We start from the raw sequence: 20,616 nt of genomic DNA on the forward strand, positions 1-20,616 counted from the left end.
ATATGCAACAATGGGCCAGGTTTGCAATTCTCGGGGCCATGTTTGTCACCGCATATTTGCTCATTTTGGCTTGGCAAAAAGATTATGGAAATGCTGCAACTGCACCGCAACAACAAGCGGCGGCTGTAAGTTCACATGAAGTATCTGCTGATTTGCCAAATGCTAAAACTGCAACAGTGGCTTCCGATGTGCCACAAGCAAATATTGCGCAGTCACAAACCACAGATGCAACTGCACCTGTGAATCAACAGCTTATTTCAGTACAAACTGACCTTTATCATCTTTGGATCAATCCAAAAGGTGGTGATATTGTTCGTATTGAATTACTCTCTCACGACAAGAGCAAAGACAGTAATCAACCATTTGTTATGCTTGAAAATGATGCCAAGCGTACTTATGTTGCTCAGTCTGGCTTAATTGGTTTGAATGGACCAGATAGCAGTCGTGGTGGTCGCCCATTATATGCTGTTGAAAAAACATCATATACTTTAGCTGATGCTAAAGGGGTACAAGATCAAAGTGGACATTCTGAGAAAGTTTTAACAGTTCCTATGGTGTTTAAGACACCAGAAGGCGTTGAAATTATTAAAACTTTTACATTTACTCAAGGTCAATATCCAATTGTTGTCAAACATCAAGTTGTTAACCGTAGCCAACAAAACTGGCAAGGTCAGATGTTTGGACAGTTGAAACGTGATAATTCGGAAGATCCAGGTAAGTCTTCTCAGGGTATTTTCACTTTAGGTACGTTCTTAGGTGGTGCATGGGGTACCCCAGATGCTCACTACAACAAACTTAAGTTTGCGAATTTCTCTGAAGAAAAACTCAATACCGAAGCTAAAGGCGGTTGGGTTGCAATGGTTCAGCACTACTTTGTAAGTGCTTGGATTCCAGGAAACCTTAAACTGACTCAAGCAAATGGTCAGCCTTATGTCGCTAAACTTGAATCTCGTCAGTCTGCGGATCATATGAATATTATTGGCTTTACTTCGCCAGTAATTAATGTTCCGGCGGGTACTTCGATGGAAGTCGATGCGAAGCTTTATTCAGGTCCAAAAGTACAATCTGAATTAAAAGATTTAGCGGTAGGTTTAAACCAGACTGTTGACTATGGTTGGTTATGGCCAATTGCGAAGTTATTGTTCCTAGGTCTTCAATTCTTCCATAGCATTGTAGGCAACTGGGGATGGTCAATTATCTTACTTACCATTATGGTGAAGATGATTTTATGGCCTTTATCTTCAAAAAGTTATCGTTCTATGGCGAAAATGCGTGTGATTGCACCAGAAATGCAACGCATGAAAGAAGAATTCGGTGAAGACCGTATGCGCTTCTCGCAAGAAATGATGGCGCTTTACAAACGTGAACAGGTTAACCCGCTTTCTGGTTGTTTACCGTTATTGCTACAAATGCCAATTTTCCTTGCTTTGTACTGGGTACTCATGGAAAGTGTGGAATTACGTCATGCACCGTGGTTAGGCTGGATTCAAGACTTGTCTGCGATGGACCCATGGTTCATCTTGCCATTAATTATGGGTGCGACAATGTTTGCTCAGCAAATGTTGAACCCGCAACCAGCTGATCCAATGCAAGCGAAAGTATTCCGCATTATGCCGATTATGTTTACGGTATTTATGTTGTTCTTCCCTGCGGGTCTTGTGTTGTACTGGATTGTGAACAACAGTATTACAATCTTACAGCAATGGTTTATTAACAAGAGCGTTGAGAAAAGTCGTATCAGTAAAGCTGAATCGGCATCTTAATCCTTGAACTTTTGCTGAATCAATCCGCTTAAGATGGTAATCTTAGGCGGATTTTTCTTTGGCTGTATTTTAGGTTTTTAGGTGAATAATATGCATAGTCAAACCACAATTGCCGCAATTGCAACGCCACCAGGGCGTGGTGGAGTGGGCGTGATTCGCTTATCGGGACCTAAGGCTTATGATATTGCTCAAAAACTGACGCAAAAAAACTTACCTGAAGCTCGGATGGCGGGTTTCCGTAAGTTTTATGATGCTGATGGAAGTATTATGGATGAAGGCATTGTCTTGTGCTTTCCAAATCCACATTCTTTTACCGGTGAAGATGTTGTAGAACTTCAAGGCCACGGTGGCCCTGTCATTCAAAATGCCTTACTTGGCCGTTTATTTGAGCTTGGGGCAATTGCTGCAAAAGCTGGGGAATTCTCCATGCGAGCTTTTGAAAATGGCAAAATGGACTTGGTACAAGCTGAAGCAATTGCCGATTTGATTGATGCGACCTCTCAAGCTGCGGCTCGTTCGGCAGTCCGTTCTTTACAAGGCGCTTTTTCAACAAAAATTAATACAGTTTTAGAAAAACTGATTCATTTACGTCTGCACGTAGAAGCTGCGATTGATTTTCCAGAAGAAGAAATTGATTTTTTGGCTGATGGCAAAATTTTAGCTTTACTTGAAGACGTTCAGCAGTCTGTACATGCTGTTCAAACCTCTGCACGACAAGGGCAATTACTCCGTGAAGGTCTACAGGTTGTTATTGCGGGTAAACCAAATGCAGGTAAGTCGAGCTTGTTGAATGCACTTGCTGGTGTTGAGCGTGCAATTGTGACTGATATTGCTGGCACAACTCGTGATGTTTTACATGAAAAAATTAGCTTAAATGGTTTACCAATCACCTTAACGGATACTGCGGGTCTTCGTGAAACGGGAGATGTAGTCGAGAAAGAAGGCATTCGACGTGCAATCAAAGAAATTGAGCAGGCCGATTTGTTGTTATTGGTCTACGATTTAAATCAAGGCGATGATCCTTTAAAACTGGCTCAAGAATACTTTGCCGAACATATTGAACCGCGTCGTCTCATGTTAATTGGCAATAAATGTGATTTAACTGGTCAATCAGCCGAAATAAGCGATTATCAAGGGTTCCGTCATATCACAGTTTCAGCAAAACAAGAGATGGGCGTACAAGGCCTCGTAGATGCGATTACAGCGCATGCAGGCTTTCACCCTGAGGAAGATACATTTATTGCGAGAACACGTCATTTAGACGCAATGAAGCGCACTCAGCTCTATTTGGCAGAGGCACGTGAGCAACTTGTTGTATTTAACGCTGGTGAACTCGTTGCTGAATCACTACGTCTTGCTCAAAATGCTTTAGGTGAAATTACGGGTGACTTTAGTGCCGATGACCTATTAGGCAAAATCTTTGGTTCGTTCTGTATCGGAAAATAATAAAAAAACTGGATGATGTAGAGTGCTATGTCATCCAGTACTTTTCTCAGCCGTATCTCTTTAAAACTTTTAAAAATTCATCTAACTCATTTTGATCGACTTCTGCGCCTTTAAGTACGTGATGATGTAAGTGCTGTTCCATTAATTCACTCATCAAACCGTTTATTGCACCTTTTATGGCTGCAACTTGCTGCAAAATATCTATACATGAAGATTCTGGTTGTTCTATCGCATTTTCTATGCTGTTGATTTGCCCTTTTAGTCGTTTTACACGATTAACAATTTTTTTATCCTGACCAATGTGACTCATCTGTTTTCTCTTGTACAATTTAATATACTGGTAGGGAGTATATTGGGTTTAAATTTTATGCAGGATTATAGTGTATCACGTCATCATCAACATCAGTTTGATGAAGGAAATCCACTTGCACAAAAACGTATTTTGATTGCAACCATTTTAACGGCGTCCATGATGGTACTGGAAGTATTTGGTGGGTGGTTCTTCAATTCAATGGCACTATTGGCCGACGGTTGGCATATGAGTTCACATATGTTGGCCCTTGGTTTAGCCTACTTTGCCTATCGTGCAGCCCGTCATTATTCCAATGATCATCGTTTTAGCTTTGGAACTTGGAAAATTGAGATTTTAGCCGGCTATAGCAGCGCAATTTTGTTGATGGTTGTGGCTATTTTTATGGCTTTTCAGTCAATTCAACGTTTATTTAACCCGGTTGAAATTTTTTATAATGAAGCTATTCCAATTGCAATTTTAGGTTTGGTTATTAACTTGATTTGTGCCTGGTTACTTCATGATGATGGTCACCATCACCATCACCATCACCATCACCATCACCATCACGAGCATGGCCATGGGCATCAACACCATGATTTAAACCAAAAAGCTGCGTTTTTACATGTGGTTGCAGATGCAGTGACTTCTGTTTTTGCAATTGTAGCGCTTTTCGCAGGTAAATATTTTGGATGGGATTTTTTAGATGCACTTTTAGGAATTTTAGGTGCTATTTTAGTTGCAAAGTGGTCTTTTGGCTTAATGAAAGAGACAGGAAAAACTCTTCTAGATGCTGAAATGGACCATCCTGTAGTTGATGAAATTCGGGAAGTAATAGCTGAATTTCCGAAACATGCGGAAATTACAGATATTCATGTCTGGAAAGTCGCAAAAGGTAAATTTTCTTGTATTTTGGCACTTGAAACTGATGATATCTCTTTAAATGCAGACCAGATTCGTGATGCTTTATCGATTCATGATGAAATTGTGCATATTTCAGTAGAAATTAATACCTTAAAACCTGTTTATGTTCCACGTGAAACATTGGCGTAACTGAGTAGAAGTTTGGTTATAACTCGGTAATCAGTTCTGTTTTCACTAACGGAACTGATTAAAATGTTCTTCTCTCCTGCCTCCGAGTCGGTTTTATGATTAAAAAATTAGGAATATTGGCGTTATTTAGTTTAACTACAAGTTTGAGTTTCGCTAATGTAGATACTGTTCGGGAAAATATTAAAAAACAATATCCTAATTTGAAAATTAGTAATATTCAGAAAACCGAAATGCCTGGGCTATATAGTGCTAATCTGGACCAGCAAATTATTTATCTTGGTGAAGATGGGCAGCACATGTTTGTAGGCTCTATGATTCGGTTAAAAGACCAGAAGAACTTAACTAAAGATCTGGTTTTAGGGCAGAACTCAATTGATTGGAAACAGTTGCCTTTAAAAGATGCCATTAAAACAGTCAAAGGTAATGGTCAGCATGTTTTAGCAGTATTTTCTGATCCAAATTGCCCTTATTGTAAGCAGCTTGAACCTGAACTCGACAAGCTTAAAGATGTCACTATTTACACTTTTATCTATCCTTTAAAACCTCAGTCTATTGTGGTTTCTAGACAAGTTTGGTGTGCACCGAATCAATCATATTCATGGAAAAAATTAATTGAGCAAGGTGTTAAACCAACGGTTGCGAGCTGTACAAACCCGATTGACCGCAACTTGGAATTAGGGAAAAAATTAGGTTTTAATGGCACACCTACTCTCATTTTTGCTAACGGATTTAAACTCGTCGGAGCGCGCTCTGCTGAAGAAATTCAGGCAGTTTGGAAAGAGTTAGGTTTATAAAATGACTTAAAAAAAGCACCTTTCGGTGCTTTTTTTTAAATTAAATTTACTACTTAGCTTTTTCGTGCAATTAGGTTATAGATAAAGAGAATAATGACTGCACCAATGACAGAAGCAATAAAGCCTGCCGCTGAATTTTCTCCATAAAGACCAAGTAAGCGACCGCCATAAGTGGCTAGAAGTGAACCTGCAATACCAATTAAAGTAGTAACAATAAAACCTGCTTTATCATCACCTGGGTGTAAAGCTCGAGCGATTAAGCCAGCGAAGAAACCAACCACAATAGCAACAATAAGTGACCACATATTTGTTCTCCAGTTGTTTTTTTGATGAAGTTAATGATTTTGCTTCATATTCTATCGTGCGGTAGAGGGATCTGTTTTGTCTGTAGCAGATTGCGACTTTTTGTGTCTTTTTTGTTCAAAGCTCAGCCTTTATATAAAAAAATAGCACCTTACGGTGCCATTTTTATAAAATTTATAGGCCAATCTCACCAATAAATGGTAAGTGACGATATTTCTGATCGTAGTCTAAGCCATAACCAACAATAAATTTATCTTCAACTTCAAAACCTAAAAATTTAACTTCTAAATCAATTTCACGGCGAGATGGTTTACTCACTAATGTGCACAATTGAATCGAATTTGGTTCGCGAGTTTGCAACATTTCCACGACTTTGCTTAAGGTGTTGCCTGAGTCAATAATATCTTCAACCACAAGCACGTCTTTACCACGAATTTCACCATCAAGATCTTTTAAGATTTTAACGTCTCGACTTGAAGTGGTACCGCCGCCATAGCTAGACACTGTCATAAAGTCGAGTTCATGTGGTTTGGTAATCGTACGGCATAAGTCTGCCATGAAAATAACAGAACCACGAAGTAGACCAATCAGAACCAATTCTTTGTCACTATTTGCATAGTGAGAATTGATTTGCTCGCCGAGCTCTTTGACTTTTGCTTGAATTTCTTCGGTTGAAATCATGATGCTCATTGCAACAGTCATGGCAGATTCCTACAAGATATAAAAGAAAAAATAAAAAAGGTGTTGACCAGCAACACCTCGAAAATCTGAGTTAATGGTAAAATTTTAAAGCAAAATGACGTTTCATGCACCCTTTGATGGCTGTGAAATTTTATCATTTTGCGGAATATGTCGATCACGCTTTAACGCAATAGCACATATTCCAAATAATAACAAAAACTTAACAATACCTTTTTTATTTGGCTGTTTCTTTTTGATAAGCACGGTTTCCATAAATATAAGTCGCCTCAATATTACGGTCATCACCTAAAGTGAATAATGCAAACAGTGAATCTTCAACAGATTTAGATTTAGACTGGCGAAGTTCCTGTAATGCTGTTGGCTTTAAGTTTAGTACCACAAAGTCTGCTTCTTTACCGACGTTGAAGTTGCCTAACTGATCCTGCAAATCGAGTGCTTTTGCTCCGCCTAGGGTTGCATGATAAAGCGCTTCATAAGCTGAGAGTTTATCACCTTGTAACTGCTGAACCTTATAAGCCTCGTTAACAGTTTGCAGTAAGCTAAACGATGTGCCAGCCCCAATATCTGTCCCTAAGCCTACTTTCACTTGTTTTTCCCAAGTTTTTTTCAATGGAAATAAACCACTGCCTAAGAACAGGTTTGAAGTTGGGCAAAATGCGATAGCCGATTGTGTATCATGCATACATTGCCATTCTTCATCTTCTAAGTGAACGCAATGCGCAAACACAGAACGCTTACCAGTCAGACCATAATGTTGATAAACATCTAGATAGCCCGCTTGTTCCGGGAATAAAGATTTCACCCAAGCAATTTCATCTTTGTTTTCACTTAAATGCGTATGGACATACACATCCGGAAATTCTTGTTTTAACTGCCCTGCTCTTTCTAATTGCTCAGGCGTAGAAGTCGGCGCAAATCGTGGCGTAATTGCATACAGAGCACGGCCTTTACCATGCCATTTTTCAATGAGCGCTTTAGTGTCGCTGTAAGCCGTTTCTGGCGTGTCACACAACGCTTCAGGCGCATTACGGTCCATAAGTACCTTGCCGGCAATTAAACGCATCTGAACGCGCTCTGCGGCTTCAAATAAGGCATCCACAGATTCGGGATGAACTGTACAGAAAACGAGGGCCGTGGTTGTACCGTGTTTTAAGAGTTCCTGAACAAAGAACTGGGCAATTTCGTTTGCATATGTTTTGTCTTGAAACTGGATTTCAGTTGGGAAAGTATAAGTATTAAGCCAGCTTAAAAGTTGCTCGCCGTAAGCTCCCACCATTTCGGTTTGCGGAAAGTGAATATGGGTATCAATAAAGCCGGGTACAATCAATTGTTCTGGATAATGTTGAACCTCAACTCCAGCAGGTAGATGCTGTTGAGCATTTTCCCATGCACTAAACCATTTGATCTTTCCATGTTCACTAATCAATACACCATCTTCCAAATAACGTATTTGATTTGGAATATCAGTTGGCTCAGAGACAGTTTGTTGAATATCTAAAAAACGACCACGCACAACGGTGGTATTTGCGATCAATGACATGGAAAGCCTATATATTTTCACTTTTTTCGATTGATTGTACCCCAGTTAGCCAAGATTTAAACGGTATAACGTTTACTTAGTCCCCATTCAGCCAAAATCCTTCGATAAGTCGTTGATGAACGGTCTGCTTCAAAATGTGCTTCCATCATTAGATCAAGCGGCAGTTCTTCTGGTTTTTGTGATTCGACCATGTCTTGGTCTTCGGCAAAAATTTGCGCATTAAATGCATATACCTTTTCTAAATCACCTGTTTGGTCAAAGTTACGGGTGAGTGGAACAAATAAGCGGGTTTTATTACTTGAGATAGGACAACAAGCATTTAAAATTTTTAAGATCCCACCTTCTGGAAAATCGACAGTAAGTACGGCAGAAAATGGTGGATAAACCTCAAAGGTACGCTTCCACAAAAAGCCTTCTGGTTCGAGATGTTTCAGTTCATGCGGATAATTACTGACATTGCTGATATAGACCGTTTTTAAGCCATAGTTGGTACGTTCAGTGTGATATTTAGGGACGATGGGATTATCACGATTCGCAAAGGCGTTGTGATGCACCCATGCAAAATGAGCGACATCAATAAACCCTTCAAGCTGACGACCACTAGAACCACCAATATCTACAAAAGGTGGCAAAATCGCTTGATGTTCTGCATCATCCCAAGTATCTAACACAGGAATATTGGCTTGAGTAACATCACGACCATGAATACTGGTCCAAATGAGGCCGTATCTTTGCACAACCGGAAATTTGGTCAGAGAAAAACGATCAGAAATTTTGGTTAACTCGGGCTGAGCTGGTATTTGGGTACATTTCCCTTCAGCGTTATAGCGTAAACCATGATAAGGACACACAATCTCCTCACCATCGACCCAACCTTTGGTTAAAGGCACGCCACGATGTGGGCAAATGTCTCGGACCAGATGAATTTCGCCACTTTCTGTCTTGTAGAGTGCCATATTGACGTCTAGTAGTGTGACTCTTTGAGGCGCATTAGAGACATCTTGAATACGTGCGACGGGATACCAGTGAGTAGATAGAATTTCCCAATCTTTTGCTTCAAAACTGCTGTTACACGGCATGGCAAGGGGAGTTAAAGTTGGAATCGCATTCATGGCATCACTCCTTAAAAAAATCAGGGCTCTCGCGAGCCCTTAAAATCTAGGCTTTTTTCTTTTTAGGAGATGCAAAGAGCTTGCCAATATTGAATTTTAATAAAGTAAACCAGAATAAAAAATTTAAAATACATAGAGTTAAATCATTATATTTTTGAATTTTTGTTCTAATTTAGCTTTAAAAGCGAACATTGATTCTTCGCTATATATTTAAAATGCACTGATTGACTGCGTCGGAGGCACAATAAAAAAGCACCTAAACAGTGCTTTTTTAAATCTCTATTCGCTTATTACTCGACAAAATAATGTGCTGCAAAGTGGGCATCATTACCAATGATGTCATAACAATCTTCACGAATAGACATGCCTGCACATTGATGTGCAACCATCCATAAACCAAGAGTAGGTAGTTGTCCTGAAAATAATGGGGTGTCTACCCATTTCTGTACGACATAACCATATTTGTCATAGTCATCAAAATAAAAGCTACCAGAAGCCGCGCCTTGGTCATGGCCGTCTTGTAAAACCCGAATATTGGCCCCTTCCCTTGCTAAAATCGGCTTTTTCACCCATTTACCGGACAAAGCTTGTTGCGGGTCATAGGTATGGGTTTCAACCAATAATGGATGATTGGGATAACGCTTCCAAAGCTCAACCAGAATCGCTTTATTTGAAAGTAACATTTTCCAGCAAGGTTCAATCCACTGTGTTTGTGGGTGGATATATTGAGAAAATGCTTCTTCCCAGATCCATTCCCATGGATAGAGTTTAAATATGTTCTGAATGGGCTGATTATGGAGATCAACAAAATCTTGCCCGTTCCAGCCTATGTTCTCCATAGAAAGCTCGGAAACTTGTAGATGAGCTTGGTAAGCGGTATCCATCAAATACTCTAAATTACCCCAGTCTTCCCTTCCAGCCTCCTGACAGGCAGCAAAATGTACATGGCTACCACGCGGTAAAATTGTTTTCCAGCGTTTAATCAGGTCTTCATGAATGCTATTAAACTGGTCTCGGTTTGCAATGCCCGAGACTTGTTCTATCCACAGCCACTGCGCGACAGAAGCTTCAAGTAAGCCAGTCGGTGTGTCGGCGTTATATTCCAGCATTTTGATATTTCGCCCCTCGTAAGCGAAATCAAAGCGGCCATACAGCATGGGAGCATTTTGTTTCCATGAATGTTCAATATGGTTTATGGCTGTTTCTGGAATTTGAAAGTAAGCAGGATAGTTTCCTCGTTGAATGAGGTCTCCTACTACCGATAAACACATCTGATGCAGTTCATTTGCCGCATCTTCGAGTTGTTCAATCTGTTTAAGGGTAAACTCATACGCAACCCCTTCAGACCAGTAAATTGAGCCATCGAGAGAAGGTAAATTAAAATAATCAAAACCAATATTTTGATGCTCCACTTGCCAGTCTGGACGTGGAGTAAATATTTTTCTTTTCATATTAAGTGAATGCCTAAAGACTTAGCCGCCGAAAGAGAAACCACTACGACCAAACCCCCCACGTATTGGGGATGAAGAAGACGCGCTTTTCGCCGTACTTGAGATAATGGGGCGACCTACACTCAAATTGCTGTAAGGATGTAAGGTATTTCCGTGAAAAGAAACTTCCCGATTATTTTGATAATACGCAGGCCCTAAATAGCGGCTTCCAACATAGCTAGACCCATGTCCACTTGAGCTATTTTCTTGTTTACATGTTTCATTATTCCAGTCGCGAGCACAGTCATATTGGTTGTTATATACGTCTTGTACCAAAGGACCATCATTATGGCTACATGCCGTGAGTAATAACGGGACAACGACAAGATTAATTTTTTTAGAACGCATGAGACTCCACACATTTTAATAAGTATGTTCGGCATAAAATACCGATTAGCTGTTATCTATTATGTTTCTGATTAGGAAAGATAAATTTTAGGTTGGCATATGATATTAACCTGTTTTTTTAAAGTACAGTCTCTTTTGAAGATTTAGATAACAAGGCATCTTACATGTAGATGCCTTGTTGTGATGAACTAAGACTGCAATTGCTTTTTGTTGTGTCGTAAAGAGAGGTAAGCAGTGATTGCTAACACTATGACGATAAAGCTTAATGAGATCCAGATTGGCATGTGGAATACATCAAGCAACAACATTTTTGCACCAATGAACAATAAGATAATGCCTAAGCCGTATGGCAAGTAATGCAATTTAGTCGCAGCGCCAGCAAGTAAAAAGAACATTGCGCGTAAACCTAAAATTGCCATTAAGTTCGCCGTTAAAACAATAAACGGGTCGCTAGTTACCGCGAAAATAGCAGGAATAGAATCTACTGCGAAAATCACGTCTGAAGCTTCAACCAAAATCAAAACTAGAAATAACGGTGTTGCCCATAATAAACCGTTTTGGCGTACAAAGAACTTGTCACCTTCAAGCTGCGGTGTAATACGCATATGGTTACGTAACCATTTTAAAAGCTTGATATCTTCAATATTGGTTTCTTCTTCTTGGCCTTTTAAGAACTTAAAACCTGTATATACCAAGAACGCGCCGAAGATATAAAGTACCCAAGAAAACTCTTGAACGAACCATGCACCAATAAAAATAAAGAGGGTACGCAATACGATTGCGCCCAATACGCCGTAGAGCAAAATTTTACGTTGTAGCGCAGCCGGTATAGCAAACGCTGCGAAAATCATTAACCAGACGAAAACGTTGTCAATTGCGAGGGACTTTTCGAGTAAGTAACCTGCAAAGTATTCCATGGTTTTTTGGTTTGCTAAGGTCACCCCAACTGTTTGTTGTAGGTAAAGCCATAAACCACCACCAAATAAAGCTGCAACGCTTACCCACGCCACGCTCCAGTAAGCAGCTTGCTTAATTGAAACATCTTGACCTTGTTTTTGCTTAAAGCCCAAGAAGTCAATCAGAAGCATCACAATGACTATGCCAAAGAATGCTACGTACAGCCATAAATTGCCGATTGTTTCCATAAATCCTCCATACATCCGGCAATTGGGCATAAAAAAACCTCGACCAGTTGCCAGATGAATTAAACATCTGTATCAACATGATCAAGGTCTTGCCTACACCATGAATTTCACGATGCTCAGATACCGACTTTTTAATAAAAGTGTATTGACGATATCTGACACATAACATTGCTGTTATGTTTGGAGGAGGCTACTCCCCTTGTCAAACTAAATTCTGTTTTGGATAAAACATATCCAAGTCCACATAGAATGGCAGATTTTTTTGTATTACGCAACTGAACTTCATGTGGTGGTTTTACTACATAAAAGCTCTAGAGGTTATTTAATCAAACCACGGTCTAAAAGCGGTTTGCATATAATCTGGTAAAGGTGAATAAAGAATGCTGTTAAAGGCGTACCATAAACATTCCAGAAGTAATAACCGGCTGTGTTGACCAGTAACGCGACAATAAAAGCACCCAACATATCTAAAGGGAAATGCACACCTAAATAAATACGTGACCACGCCACCACAAATGACAAAAATAAAAGAATAATTCCAATCATTTTGCGCTGAGCAAATAAATAAGACAGGGCAATGGTGCTAAAAATTAGCATATGATTACTTGGAAAAGACGCTGTTGGCGCATGTTCAAGAAAGGTGGTGCCCACACCCATCACAAACGGTCTTGGGTGATGGTAAAACAGAGAAATAACGTAACCGACTAAAAGCGATACACAGGTTAGAAAGACAGATTTAATGACCCTATTTTTTAAATCTTGATCGCCATAAAACCATAAAAATGTAAGTATGAATAAAAGAATATAGAGGAGATCATTAGCAAAAAAGATAGCAAGACGAATGATAAATTGACTCGCATCCTGAGCCCCATTAATGACATGGAATAAGCTAAGGTTGAGTGTTTCTAAAGACATTCATATTCCAAACAAGAACAAAAACGTGAGCTATGATAAAGAATTAAGCTTAAGGTCTTGATAAAGAATTGTCACAAAAATGAAATATAGTTTATTTGTGAGTAAATAATAGACAGTAAAGCTAGATAATTTTTAATGCGTGTTCGGGGCGTTAATATTAAAGTGTTAACGTGTTGGCACTTTATTCGAGAACGTTATTTTATGACTACTCAAGAAAAACAGAAAAAATTAAGTTTGAGGCCCCTATCTCCAAGAGATCCAGAACAGCCGCATAGAGCAGCAACTCCCCTCGAATTATTATTCGATTTAATTTTTGTAGTCGCGATTGCAACAGCTGGTCAGCAGCTACATCATGCAATTATTGAAAATCATCTATGGCATGCATTACCAAGTTACCTGATGGTATTTTTTGCGCTGTGGTGGGCATGGATGAATTTTTCATGGTTTGCTTCGGCTTACGATAATGACGATGCATTGTATCGGTGTCTTACCTTTGTACAGATTGTAGGATCATTGGTCATGGCCGCAGGTATTCCTGATGTGTTCCATAGTCAGGATTTTGACATCATTATTGTCGGCTATGTGATTATGCGTTTGGCTTTAGTCACCCAGTGGCTAAGAGCCGCAAAACATGACCCTGAACGGCGAATTACGGCGTATCGTTATGCCGTAGGTATCGTATTGGTACAAATTGGTTGGCTTGTTGCTAACTTTGCTCATGCTCTTTCAATTCCTTTATTTTTACTTCTGGTTGTGGTCGAGTTATTTGTTCCTATCTATGCAGAAAAATATTCTCCTACGCCGTGGCATCCTCATCATATTGTAGAGCGCTATGCCCTTCTTACTATTATCGTTTTAGGGGAATCCATCGTAGGTAGCTTTAATGCCATTCGTGATGCGCTTGCGGCTCAATCTATTAATATTCCGGCTGTTTTTTTAATGATTGGCGGATTAATGTTGATGTTTGCAATGTGGTGGGCTTACTTTGACCGTAGTGAACAGCATCATCATATTAAAGGTGTACGTCCGTTTGTTTGGGGATATGGCCATTATTTTGTTTTTGTGAGTGTTGCTGCCGTAGGTGCTGCCCTTGCTGCTGCTGTGGATGTTACCACCCACCATGCCCATATTTCTGATTTATACATGGGTGTAATTGTCGCGGTGAGTGTGGTGCTTTATACCAGCTGCATATGGATACTTTACGAGTTTCAGTGCTTATCTGGAATTACTAAATGGTTTTATCCTATTACTGCACTCATTATTTTATGTATTCCGTTTATTTGTAATAACGTGGGATATAGCGTGTTTGCGATGGGTATTGTCTATACGTTACGTTTATTCATCTCGAATAAATTTATGGAAAATATAGAGCCAAAACAGGTTTAAAAAATAATTAAACTAAAAAACGGGTTTCAATTTGAAACCCGTTTTTTATTGAATCATCTGGAGCGCAAGTTAAGCAGCTTTTGCTTTTAATGCGCTCATAAGTTTTTGATGTAAGCCACCAAAACCACCATTCGACATAATTACAACGGCATCACCCTCACCTGCTTCATTGACAATACGGTCAATAATTTCATCAAGTGAACGGCTGACTTGGGCATGGTTAGTCGCAGCTTCAATCACAGGTTGTAAATCCCAATCTAGGCCTTCTGGCTGATACCAAATCACTTCGTCTGCTAAACGAGCAGAATGTGCTAAGCCATCTTTATGGCTACCCATGCGCATGGTATTTGAACGTGGCTCAATAATGGCCCATAAACGACGTTCGCCTAAACGTTTACGTGCGCCATCTAAAGTCGTGTCGATTGCTGTTGGATGGTGAGCGAAGTCATCATAAACCTCAATACCATTGATCGTGCCGAGTAACTCCATACGGCGTTTTACACCGCCAAAGTTAGACAAAGCTTCACATGCCTTTTCAAGCGAAACGCCCACATGCTGAGCGGCTGCAATCGTTGCCAATGCATTCGCTACGCTATGCTGCCCTGTCATGCTCCATTTTACTTCGCCAACAACATTGCCATTTTCGAGTACTTTAAAATGGCTGCCATCAATTGAAATTAATTCGGCAGACAAAGCCGCTTTTTCATTTGCTTCTAAACTTGTACGAATCACTGGTGTCCAGCAACCCATTTCAAGTACTTCATCAATATGTGTTTCAGTAATTGGCGCAATAATACGGCCTTCACTTGGAATAGTACGAACCAGATGATGGAATTGCTTTTGAATCGCTGCTAGGTCATCAAAAATATCGGCATGGTCAAATTCAAGGTTATTTAAAATCGCCGTTTTTGGATGATAATGAACAAACTTAGAACGTTTATCGAAGAAAGCTGAGTCATATTCGTCGGCTTCAACCACAAAGTATTTGCCACCGCCTAAACGAGCGCTTTCACTAAAACCAAGTGGAACACCGCCAATTAAAAAGCCTGGGTTTAAACCCGCCTGATCAAGTACCCAAGCGAGCATGGTTGTCGTAGTTGTTTTCCCGTGAGTACCCGCCACACCAAGCACATGTTTACCTTGTAAAACGTGATCAGCAAGGAACTGTGGACCAGAAATATATGGCAGACCTTCATTTAGCATGTATTCGACAGCATCTATACCACGTTTCATGGCATTGCCGACAATAACCAAGTCCGGATGAGGCTGTAAATGGCTACGGTCATAGCCCTGCATGAGTTCAATACCTGCATTTTCTAACTGGGTAGACATTGGCGGGTAAACGTTTGAATCGGAACCTGTTACCTTATGTCCTAAATCACGAGCTAAAAGTGCTAAAGAGCCCATAAAAGTGCCACAAATACCCAAGATATGCAGATGCATTGCTCGCCTTCTCCACTGCTTTTGTACACAGTATTAATGTGAATTACTGTGTTTTCATTATTGATAAATTTGCCAGCAACGATAGCAAGGCTCAACTGGAAAAGATAGTCAAAATTCGTTGTTGTTCTATGTGTTTGAGGCGTTCATAAAAGTACAGCTTTATTTTTTAGATTTAAGCTGAATTACAGTTTTATCTTTTATAATATTTTCGATCCATATTAATACTTACATCATCGTGATGATGAAGGATGTGCCTTTGAGCCCAACGGTTTTAGCTTTCGTTCTGTTAATTATTTCTAACTGTTTTATGACACTTGCATGGTATGGGCATCTTAAGTTTTTGCACCACGCACCATTCTGGCAAGCGATTTTATTCGGTTGGGCTATTGCCCTGCTCGAATATAGTTTTATGATTCCGGCAACTCGACTCTTGAGTGACCAAGGTTGGACTTTGGGTGAAATGAAAATTACCCAAGAAGTTGTCACGCTTATTGTATTTGTTCCATTTATGGTGTTGCTATTTAAGCAGCCGTTCAAGCTAGACTATGTTTGGGCTATGTTATGCCTGTTTGGTTGTGTCTATTTTGTATTTAGAAGCCAGTAAAATTATCTGAAATTGGGTTTTCAGACAGATCGTTGTTAAATCCATCGGAATCATGCTTTTTCCACATAAACTTGGGCTTTGGGGTGAGTGAAAAAACAGCTATAATATTGGCCTCATCTTTTTCTCTCATGCTTGGCTTGGTACAAGTCGAGTTTTTACCATTTTTACGCTTTGGAAATGCCAATGAACGCGGTCGCAACAGATACCCAACCTTTAGTCGGAATTATCATGGGTTCCCAGTCCGATTGGGCAACGCTTGAACATACTGCCAATATGCTTAAACAACTTGGTGTCCCATTTGAAGCGGAAGTGGTATCTGCTCACCGTACTCCGGACCGTTTGTTTGAATATGCAGAAACTGCGCGTGATCGTGGTATTCAAGTGATTATTGCAGGCGCTGGTGGAGCTGCGCATTTACCAGGTATGTGTGCGGCAAAAACTGATTTACCTGTGTTGGGTGTACCAGTTAAATCATCAATTTTAAATGGCGTAGATTCATTACTTTCAATTGTACAAATGCCAGCAGGTATCGCTGTAGGTACTTTGGCAATTGGTCCGGCTGGTGCGACCAATGCTGCGATTATGGCTGCTCAAATCTTAGGTTTAACTCGTCCTGAAATCGCAAAAAATGTTGCAGATTTCCGTGCTGCACAAACTGATAAAGTTGCAAGCAACAATATTCCGGGACAGGTTTAAGAGGCTGAAATGGATAAAACTATCGGTATTTTTGGTGGTGGGCAATTGGGCCGTATGATGGCGCAAGCAGCTTTACCATTAAATATTCAATGTACTTTTTTTGAAGCAAATACAGATTGTCCAGCAGGTGTTTTAGGCCAAGTTTTTTCTAGTCAAGATGAACAAGGTTTAAAGCAGTTTATTGAAAGCGCTGATGTTTTCAGTCTTGAGTTTGAAAATACACCTGTTGCAGATGTAGATGTGTTAACACAAACTAAAACACTGCACCCTCCCCGTATTGCTTTAGCAACTGCGCAAAATCGTTTGTCAGAAAAAGCATTGTTTGATGAACTTGCGATTCCTGTTGCGCCGTATCGTGCTGTAGATAGCCTAGAAAGCTTGAAAAAAGCTGTTGCTGAGCTTGGTTTACCAATTGTACTTAAGACTGCAACTGGCGGGTATGACGGTAAAGGTCAGTTTGTACTTCGTTCTGAAGACCAAATTGATACAGCTTGGGCAGAGCTTGGTCCTGCAAAAAGCTTAGTGGCTGAAAGTTTTGTGAAATTTTCTCGCGAAGTTTCGATTATTGCAGTACGTGGTCAAAATGGTGAAGTGAAGACCTGGCCATTGGCTGAAAACCACCATCACAACGGTATTTTGTCGCACTCAATCATACCTGCACCGAATAGTGAAGCTCTACAACCTGTTGCTCAAGACTACATTACGCGTTTGTTAAATCATCTCAACTATGTCGGTGTGCTAACTCTCGAGCTATTTGTGACAGAACAAGGCTTGTGTGCAAATGAGATGGCACCACGTGTGCATAACTCAGGTCACTGGTCAATTGAAGGTGCCGTATGTTCACAGTTTGAAAACCATATTCGAGCTGTTGCAGGACTACCATTGGGGTCAACAGACGTTGTTCGACCAACGGTTATGATCAATATTATTGGTCAGCATCCTAAAACTGAAGATGTTTTGGCACTAAATGGCGCTCATCTGCACCTTTATAACAAATCGGAACGTGCTGGCCGTAAGTTAGGCCACATTACGTTAATGCCTGTGGATAGTAATGAATTGACGAATTTATGCCGTCAGTTAGCGAAAATTTTGCCAGAACCACTCGCTTTAACAGATGATATGATCATTTAAATAAGTTAAATTTTCTAAAAAGCGATCTTCGGATCGCTTTTTTTTGTCTTTTAAATTTAAAAAAATATTAAAAACCTGTTATTTGCTCACTGTGGATAACTTTTGTTGAGCTTTTGAATTTAAATATAGGCCATAATTTTGAATTTAAAAATGAAATAAGTTGTTTTGAGAGTTTTTGAATTTAAAATAAGTTATCCCCAATACTTAAAGTTTGAATTTAAATCTGGTACTCCAGCTTGTGTTTGTTTTGAATTTAAAAAGATGTATGTCGTCTGAATGATATTTTGAATTCAAAACTGCGCCTGACTTTTAAATTTAAAACGTATATTCATGAGTAGCCAAGGGTTTGTACTTCACAAGAGTTATGAAAAGCATAAAGAATATAGTGTGTAAGGTGCTTTAGGTGTGTGGTTTTATAAGTTATCCACAAGTGGATGGGGCTTGGATTTTTAAATTTAAAATGAAGTTTTTGAATTTAAATTAGAGGGCGGATTTTGAATTTAAAAATTAATTCATCTTGTGAGGAAAGTTTTAAATTCAAAAATAGAGGGGAGATTTGAATTTAAAACTCTGGAAATGAATTTAAAGAAGTAATTATGAATTCAAATTTACGATTTCTCTCTGAAAAATTTGAGTCCATAATGGTATGGTACTTACAAATTTAAATTTAAAAATTGAACTAGGATAATATGCGACGTTTTTCTTGTATTGTTGGGTCTGTATTTTTGGCGATGACCCAGGCTCAAGCAGAGCTGGTAATTAATGGTTCTACAATATCTAGTAATGCGACTGTTCCAGTAACGAATAGTGATACTTATACGCCTAATAATAATTTCCAGAGCTGTTTGGCAAATTTACGTTCACAGGCTATTGCTGCTGGTGTTTCAGGTAGCACTTATGATCGCTATACGCAAAATTTAACACCAGATTACTCGGTGATTGATAAGTTAAATTACCAACCAGAGTTTTCGACACCGATTTGGGATTATTTGTCTGGTCTGGTAGATGAAGAACGTGTTGCACTTGGAAAACAAAAACTTGCACAACACCGTGATGTTTTAAATCGTGCTTCTCAAGTGTACGGTGTGCCTGCGGAAACCATTGTGGCAGTATGGGGCGTTGAAAGTAATTTTGGTGATATCTCTGGAAAATATCCTTTATTACAAGCGCTTGGGACTTTAAGTTGTGAAGGGCGCCGGCAAAGTTATTTCCGTACCGAGTTTTTTGCCACAATGCGTATTTTACAGCGTGGTGACTTAACCGAAGATCAACTTAAAGGTTCATGGGCAGGAGCATTTGGTCATACTCAATTTATGCCATCAACTTATGAACGCTTAGCGGTTGATTTTGATGGAGATGGCCGACGCGATTTAGTATCGAGTACTGCAGATGCATTGGCATCAACGGCTAATTTCTTGAATAAAGCAGGTTGGCAGACGGGTATGCCTTGGGGTTTTGAAGTTCAAATTCCAGCAGGCATGTCAATTGATGGAGAAGGACGACGATCGAAAAAACCATTAAGCAGTTGGAGTTCGCGAGGAGTAACACGGATTGATGGTTCGCCACTAATACAAGGTCCTTTGTCTGGTAGTACGCCAGCCGGTTTAATGGCTCCAGCAGGACCAAGTGGACCAGTATTTTTAGTATTTAAGAATTTTGATGCTATTTATAGTTACAACGCTGCGGAAAGTTACGGGCTTGCAATTGCACATTTGTCTGATCGCTTAAGAGGAGCAGGTCCATTTGTTAGCTCTTGGCCAACTGATGACCCTGGTACTTCACGTGCAGAGCGTCGTGAAATTCAGCAATTTTTGATTAATCGTGGTTATGATATTGGTGCTGTTGATGGATTGATTGGCGATAAAACCCGTGTTGCTATTCGTCAGGAGCAAACCCGTTTAGGTTTAAATCCAACAGGACGGGCAGGGCAACAAATTTTACGTGCATTCCGCCAAGAACAAGCACGAAAAATGATGCAATAAAATATTAAATAAAAAAGGTCTGCATATGCAGACCTTTTTTATTTAACAACTAAACTATAGATTGATCTAGCTTAACTGCTTCCAATATATCAAAAATAACTGAGGTGACATCTTGGCTTAAATCACGGTCATTAAAGATTTCATAAGCAGTAATTGTGACATCTGTATCACTTGGTAGCTGCTTTTGTTCTTCTTCAATTAGGTGCTCGATAGGCAATAATGTCTGCTTAACTTCCAGATGTAAAATATCTTTATATTCAATATTTTCATCTTCAAGCTCAATTTCTTGCTCATTGAAGTAAGGTAATAAAATAGAATGAAGATAAGGTTTAAGTTCAATAATATCAAATAGTTCGATATCTCGAGTTTGCTCAATCGTACTAATGTGATCATTTACTTCAATCAGGATATGATAATAACTCATCTTGATCTCCATTCTATTTTAGACGGCTCTTACAACCACAATAACATGAC

At 39.6% G+C, this 20,616-nt stretch carries 20 protein-coding genes; 9 read left to right on the forward strand and 11 right to left on the reverse strand.

Going from position 1 to position 20,616, the window contains the following annotated elements; translation table 11 throughout:
* The first annotated feature begins 2 nt into the window (after positions 1 to 2).
* Both yidC and mnmE read left to right on the forward strand, forming a co-directional pair.
* Entirely contained in the window at positions 3 to 1,763 is a 1,761-nt protein-coding gene (gene yidC, locus GO593_RS06240) for a membrane protein insertase YidC (protein ID WP_001188089.1), read from the forward strand.
* Positions 1,764 to 1,853: 90 nt separating this feature from the next.
* Positions 1,854 to 3,209 (forward strand): tRNA uridine-5-carboxymethylaminomethyl(34) synthesis GTPase MnmE, encoded by a 1,356-nt coding sequence (gene mnmE / locus GO593_RS06245; protein ID WP_000556120.1) that lies wholly within the window; start codon positions 1,854 to 1,856, stop codon positions 3,207 to 3,209.
* A gap of 46 nt (positions 3,210 to 3,255) precedes the next feature.
* On the opposite strand, the gene GO593_RS06250 is transcribed toward mnmE, so the two are convergent.
* Positions 3,256 to 3,519 carry a metal/formaldehyde-sensitive transcriptional repressor gene (locus GO593_RS06250; protein ID WP_000018128.1) on the reverse strand — a complete coding sequence of 88 codons (264 nt, stop codon included), beginning with the start codon at positions 3,517 to 3,519 and terminating at the stop codon, positions 3,256 to 3,258.
* 57 nt (positions 3,520 to 3,576) lie between these two features.
* On the opposite strand from GO593_RS06250, the gene dmeF reads away from it, so the two are divergent.
* Together dmeF and GO593_RS06260 are read left to right on the forward strand one after the other, a co-directional pair.
* A complete protein-coding gene (dmeF, locus tag GO593_RS06255) occupies positions 3,577 to 4,551 on the forward strand; it encodes a CDF family Co(II)/Ni(II) efflux transporter DmeF (protein ID WP_001154496.1) in 975 nt (324 codons plus the stop codon).
* Positions 4,552 to 4,646: 95 nt separating this feature from the next.
* On the forward strand, positions 4,647 to 5,345 hold the full coding sequence (locus GO593_RS06260; RefSeq protein WP_000592161.1) for a DsbC family protein: 699 nt from the start codon (positions 4,647 to 4,649) through the stop codon (positions 5,343 to 5,345).
* Positions 5,346 to 5,398: 53 nt separating this feature from the next.
* On the opposite strand, the gene GO593_RS06265 is transcribed toward GO593_RS06260, so the two are convergent.
* The 8 genes from GO593_RS06265 to GO593_RS06300 form a co-directional block, all read right to left on the reverse strand.
* A complete protein-coding gene (locus GO593_RS06265; RefSeq protein WP_000269732.1) occupies positions 5,399 to 5,650 on the reverse strand; it encodes a GlsB/YeaQ/YmgE family stress response membrane protein in 252 nt (83 codons plus the stop codon).
* Between the two features lie 172 nt (positions 5,651 to 5,822).
* Positions 5,823 to 6,350, reverse strand: a complete 528-nt coding sequence (hpt, locus tag GO593_RS06270) for a hypoxanthine phosphoribosyltransferase (RefSeq protein ID WP_000214980.1) — start codon at positions 6,348 to 6,350, stop codon at positions 5,823 to 5,825.
* A gap of 214 nt (positions 6,351 to 6,564) precedes the next feature.
* Positions 6,565 to 7,890 carry a guanine deaminase gene (guaD, locus tag GO593_RS06275; protein ID WP_000052283.1) on the reverse strand — a complete coding sequence of 442 codons (1,326 nt, stop codon included), beginning with the start codon at positions 7,888 to 7,890 and terminating at the stop codon, positions 6,565 to 6,567.
* A 56-nt stretch (positions 7,891 to 7,946) separates the two neighbouring features.
* Positions 7,947 to 9,002 (reverse strand): aromatic ring-hydroxylating oxygenase subunit alpha, encoded by a 1,056-nt coding sequence (locus GO593_RS06280; RefSeq protein ID WP_000991558.1) that lies wholly within the window; start codon positions 9,000 to 9,002, stop codon positions 7,947 to 7,949.
* Between the two features lie 290 nt (positions 9,003 to 9,292).
* Positions 9,293 to 10,453: a glutathionylspermidine synthase family protein gene (locus GO593_RS06285; protein WP_000823197.1), complete on the reverse strand. Its 1,161-nt coding sequence runs from the start codon at positions 10,451 to 10,453 to the stop codon at positions 9,293 to 9,295.
* Positions 10,454 to 10,474: 21 nt separating this feature from the next.
* Entirely contained in the window at positions 10,475 to 10,840 is a 366-nt protein-coding gene (locus GO593_RS06290) for a hypothetical protein (protein ID WP_001256724.1), read from the reverse strand.
* 188 nt (positions 10,841 to 11,028) lie between these two features.
* Positions 11,029 to 11,985, reverse strand: coding sequence for a TerC family protein (locus GO593_RS06295; RefSeq protein ID WP_000447698.1), 957 nt, complete (start codon positions 11,983 to 11,985; stop codon positions 11,029 to 11,031).
* A gap of 318 nt (positions 11,986 to 12,303) precedes the next feature.
* Positions 12,304 to 12,900 (reverse strand): phosphatase PAP2 family protein, encoded by a 597-nt coding sequence (locus tag GO593_RS06300; protein ID WP_000051341.1) that lies wholly within the window; start codon positions 12,898 to 12,900, stop codon positions 12,304 to 12,306.
* Positions 12,901 to 13,035: 135 nt separating this feature from the next.
* Here GO593_RS06300 and GO593_RS06305 point away from each other — a divergent pair, with 135 nt between their 5' ends.
* The gene (locus tag GO593_RS06305) at positions 13,036 to 14,286 is read left to right on the forward strand and encodes a low temperature requirement protein A (protein ID WP_001266010.1); all 1,251 of its coding nucleotides are present in this window, start codon (positions 13,036 to 13,038) and stop codon (positions 14,284 to 14,286) included.
* Positions 14,287 to 14,355: 69 nt separating this feature from the next.
* Here GO593_RS06305 and mpl read toward each other — a convergent pair whose 3' ends face one another.
* Positions 14,356 to 15,729: a UDP-N-acetylmuramate:L-alanyl-gamma-D-glutamyl-meso-diaminopimelate ligase gene (gene mpl, locus GO593_RS06310; RefSeq protein WP_000550103.1), complete on the reverse strand. Its 1,374-nt coding sequence runs from the start codon at positions 15,727 to 15,729 to the stop codon at positions 14,356 to 14,358.
* Between the two features lie 241 nt (positions 15,730 to 15,970).
* On the opposite strand from mpl, the gene GO593_RS06315 reads away from it, so the two are divergent.
* The 4 genes from GO593_RS06315 to GO593_RS06330 all read left to right on the forward strand — a co-directional run bounded on the left by GO593_RS06315 (position 15,971) and on the right by GO593_RS06330 (position 20,142).
* Positions 15,971 to 16,333 carry a DMT family protein gene (locus GO593_RS06315; protein WP_085943970.1) on the forward strand — a complete coding sequence of 121 codons (363 nt, stop codon included), beginning with the start codon at positions 15,971 to 15,973 and terminating at the stop codon, positions 16,331 to 16,333.
* 183 nt (positions 16,334 to 16,516) lie between these two features.
* A complete protein-coding gene (purE, locus tag GO593_RS06320) occupies positions 16,517 to 17,029 on the forward strand; it encodes a 5-(carboxyamino)imidazole ribonucleotide mutase (protein WP_000994663.1) in 513 nt (170 codons plus the stop codon).
* Positions 17,030 to 17,038: 9 nt separating this feature from the next.
* Positions 17,039 to 18,160 carry a 5-(carboxyamino)imidazole ribonucleotide synthase gene (locus tag GO593_RS06325; protein WP_000361782.1) on the forward strand — a complete coding sequence of 374 codons (1,122 nt, stop codon included), beginning with the start codon at positions 17,039 to 17,041 and terminating at the stop codon, positions 18,158 to 18,160.
* 689 nt (positions 18,161 to 18,849) lie between these two features.
* Positions 18,850 to 20,142, forward strand: a complete 1,293-nt coding sequence (locus GO593_RS06330; protein WP_001252442.1) for a lytic murein transglycosylase — start codon at positions 18,850 to 18,852, stop codon at positions 20,140 to 20,142.
* A gap of 49 nt (positions 20,143 to 20,191) precedes the next feature.
* On the opposite strand, the gene GO593_RS06335 is transcribed toward GO593_RS06330, so the two are convergent.
* Positions 20,192 to 20,578, reverse strand: coding sequence for a hypothetical protein (locus tag GO593_RS06335; protein WP_001985173.1), 387 nt, complete (start codon positions 20,576 to 20,578; stop codon positions 20,192 to 20,194).
* Positions 20,579 to 20,616: the final 38 nt, after the last annotated feature.

This window comes from Acinetobacter baumannii (assembly GCF_009759685.1).
Classification (GTDB): Bacteria; Pseudomonadota; Gammaproteobacteria; order Pseudomonadales; family Moraxellaceae; genus Acinetobacter; species Acinetobacter baumannii.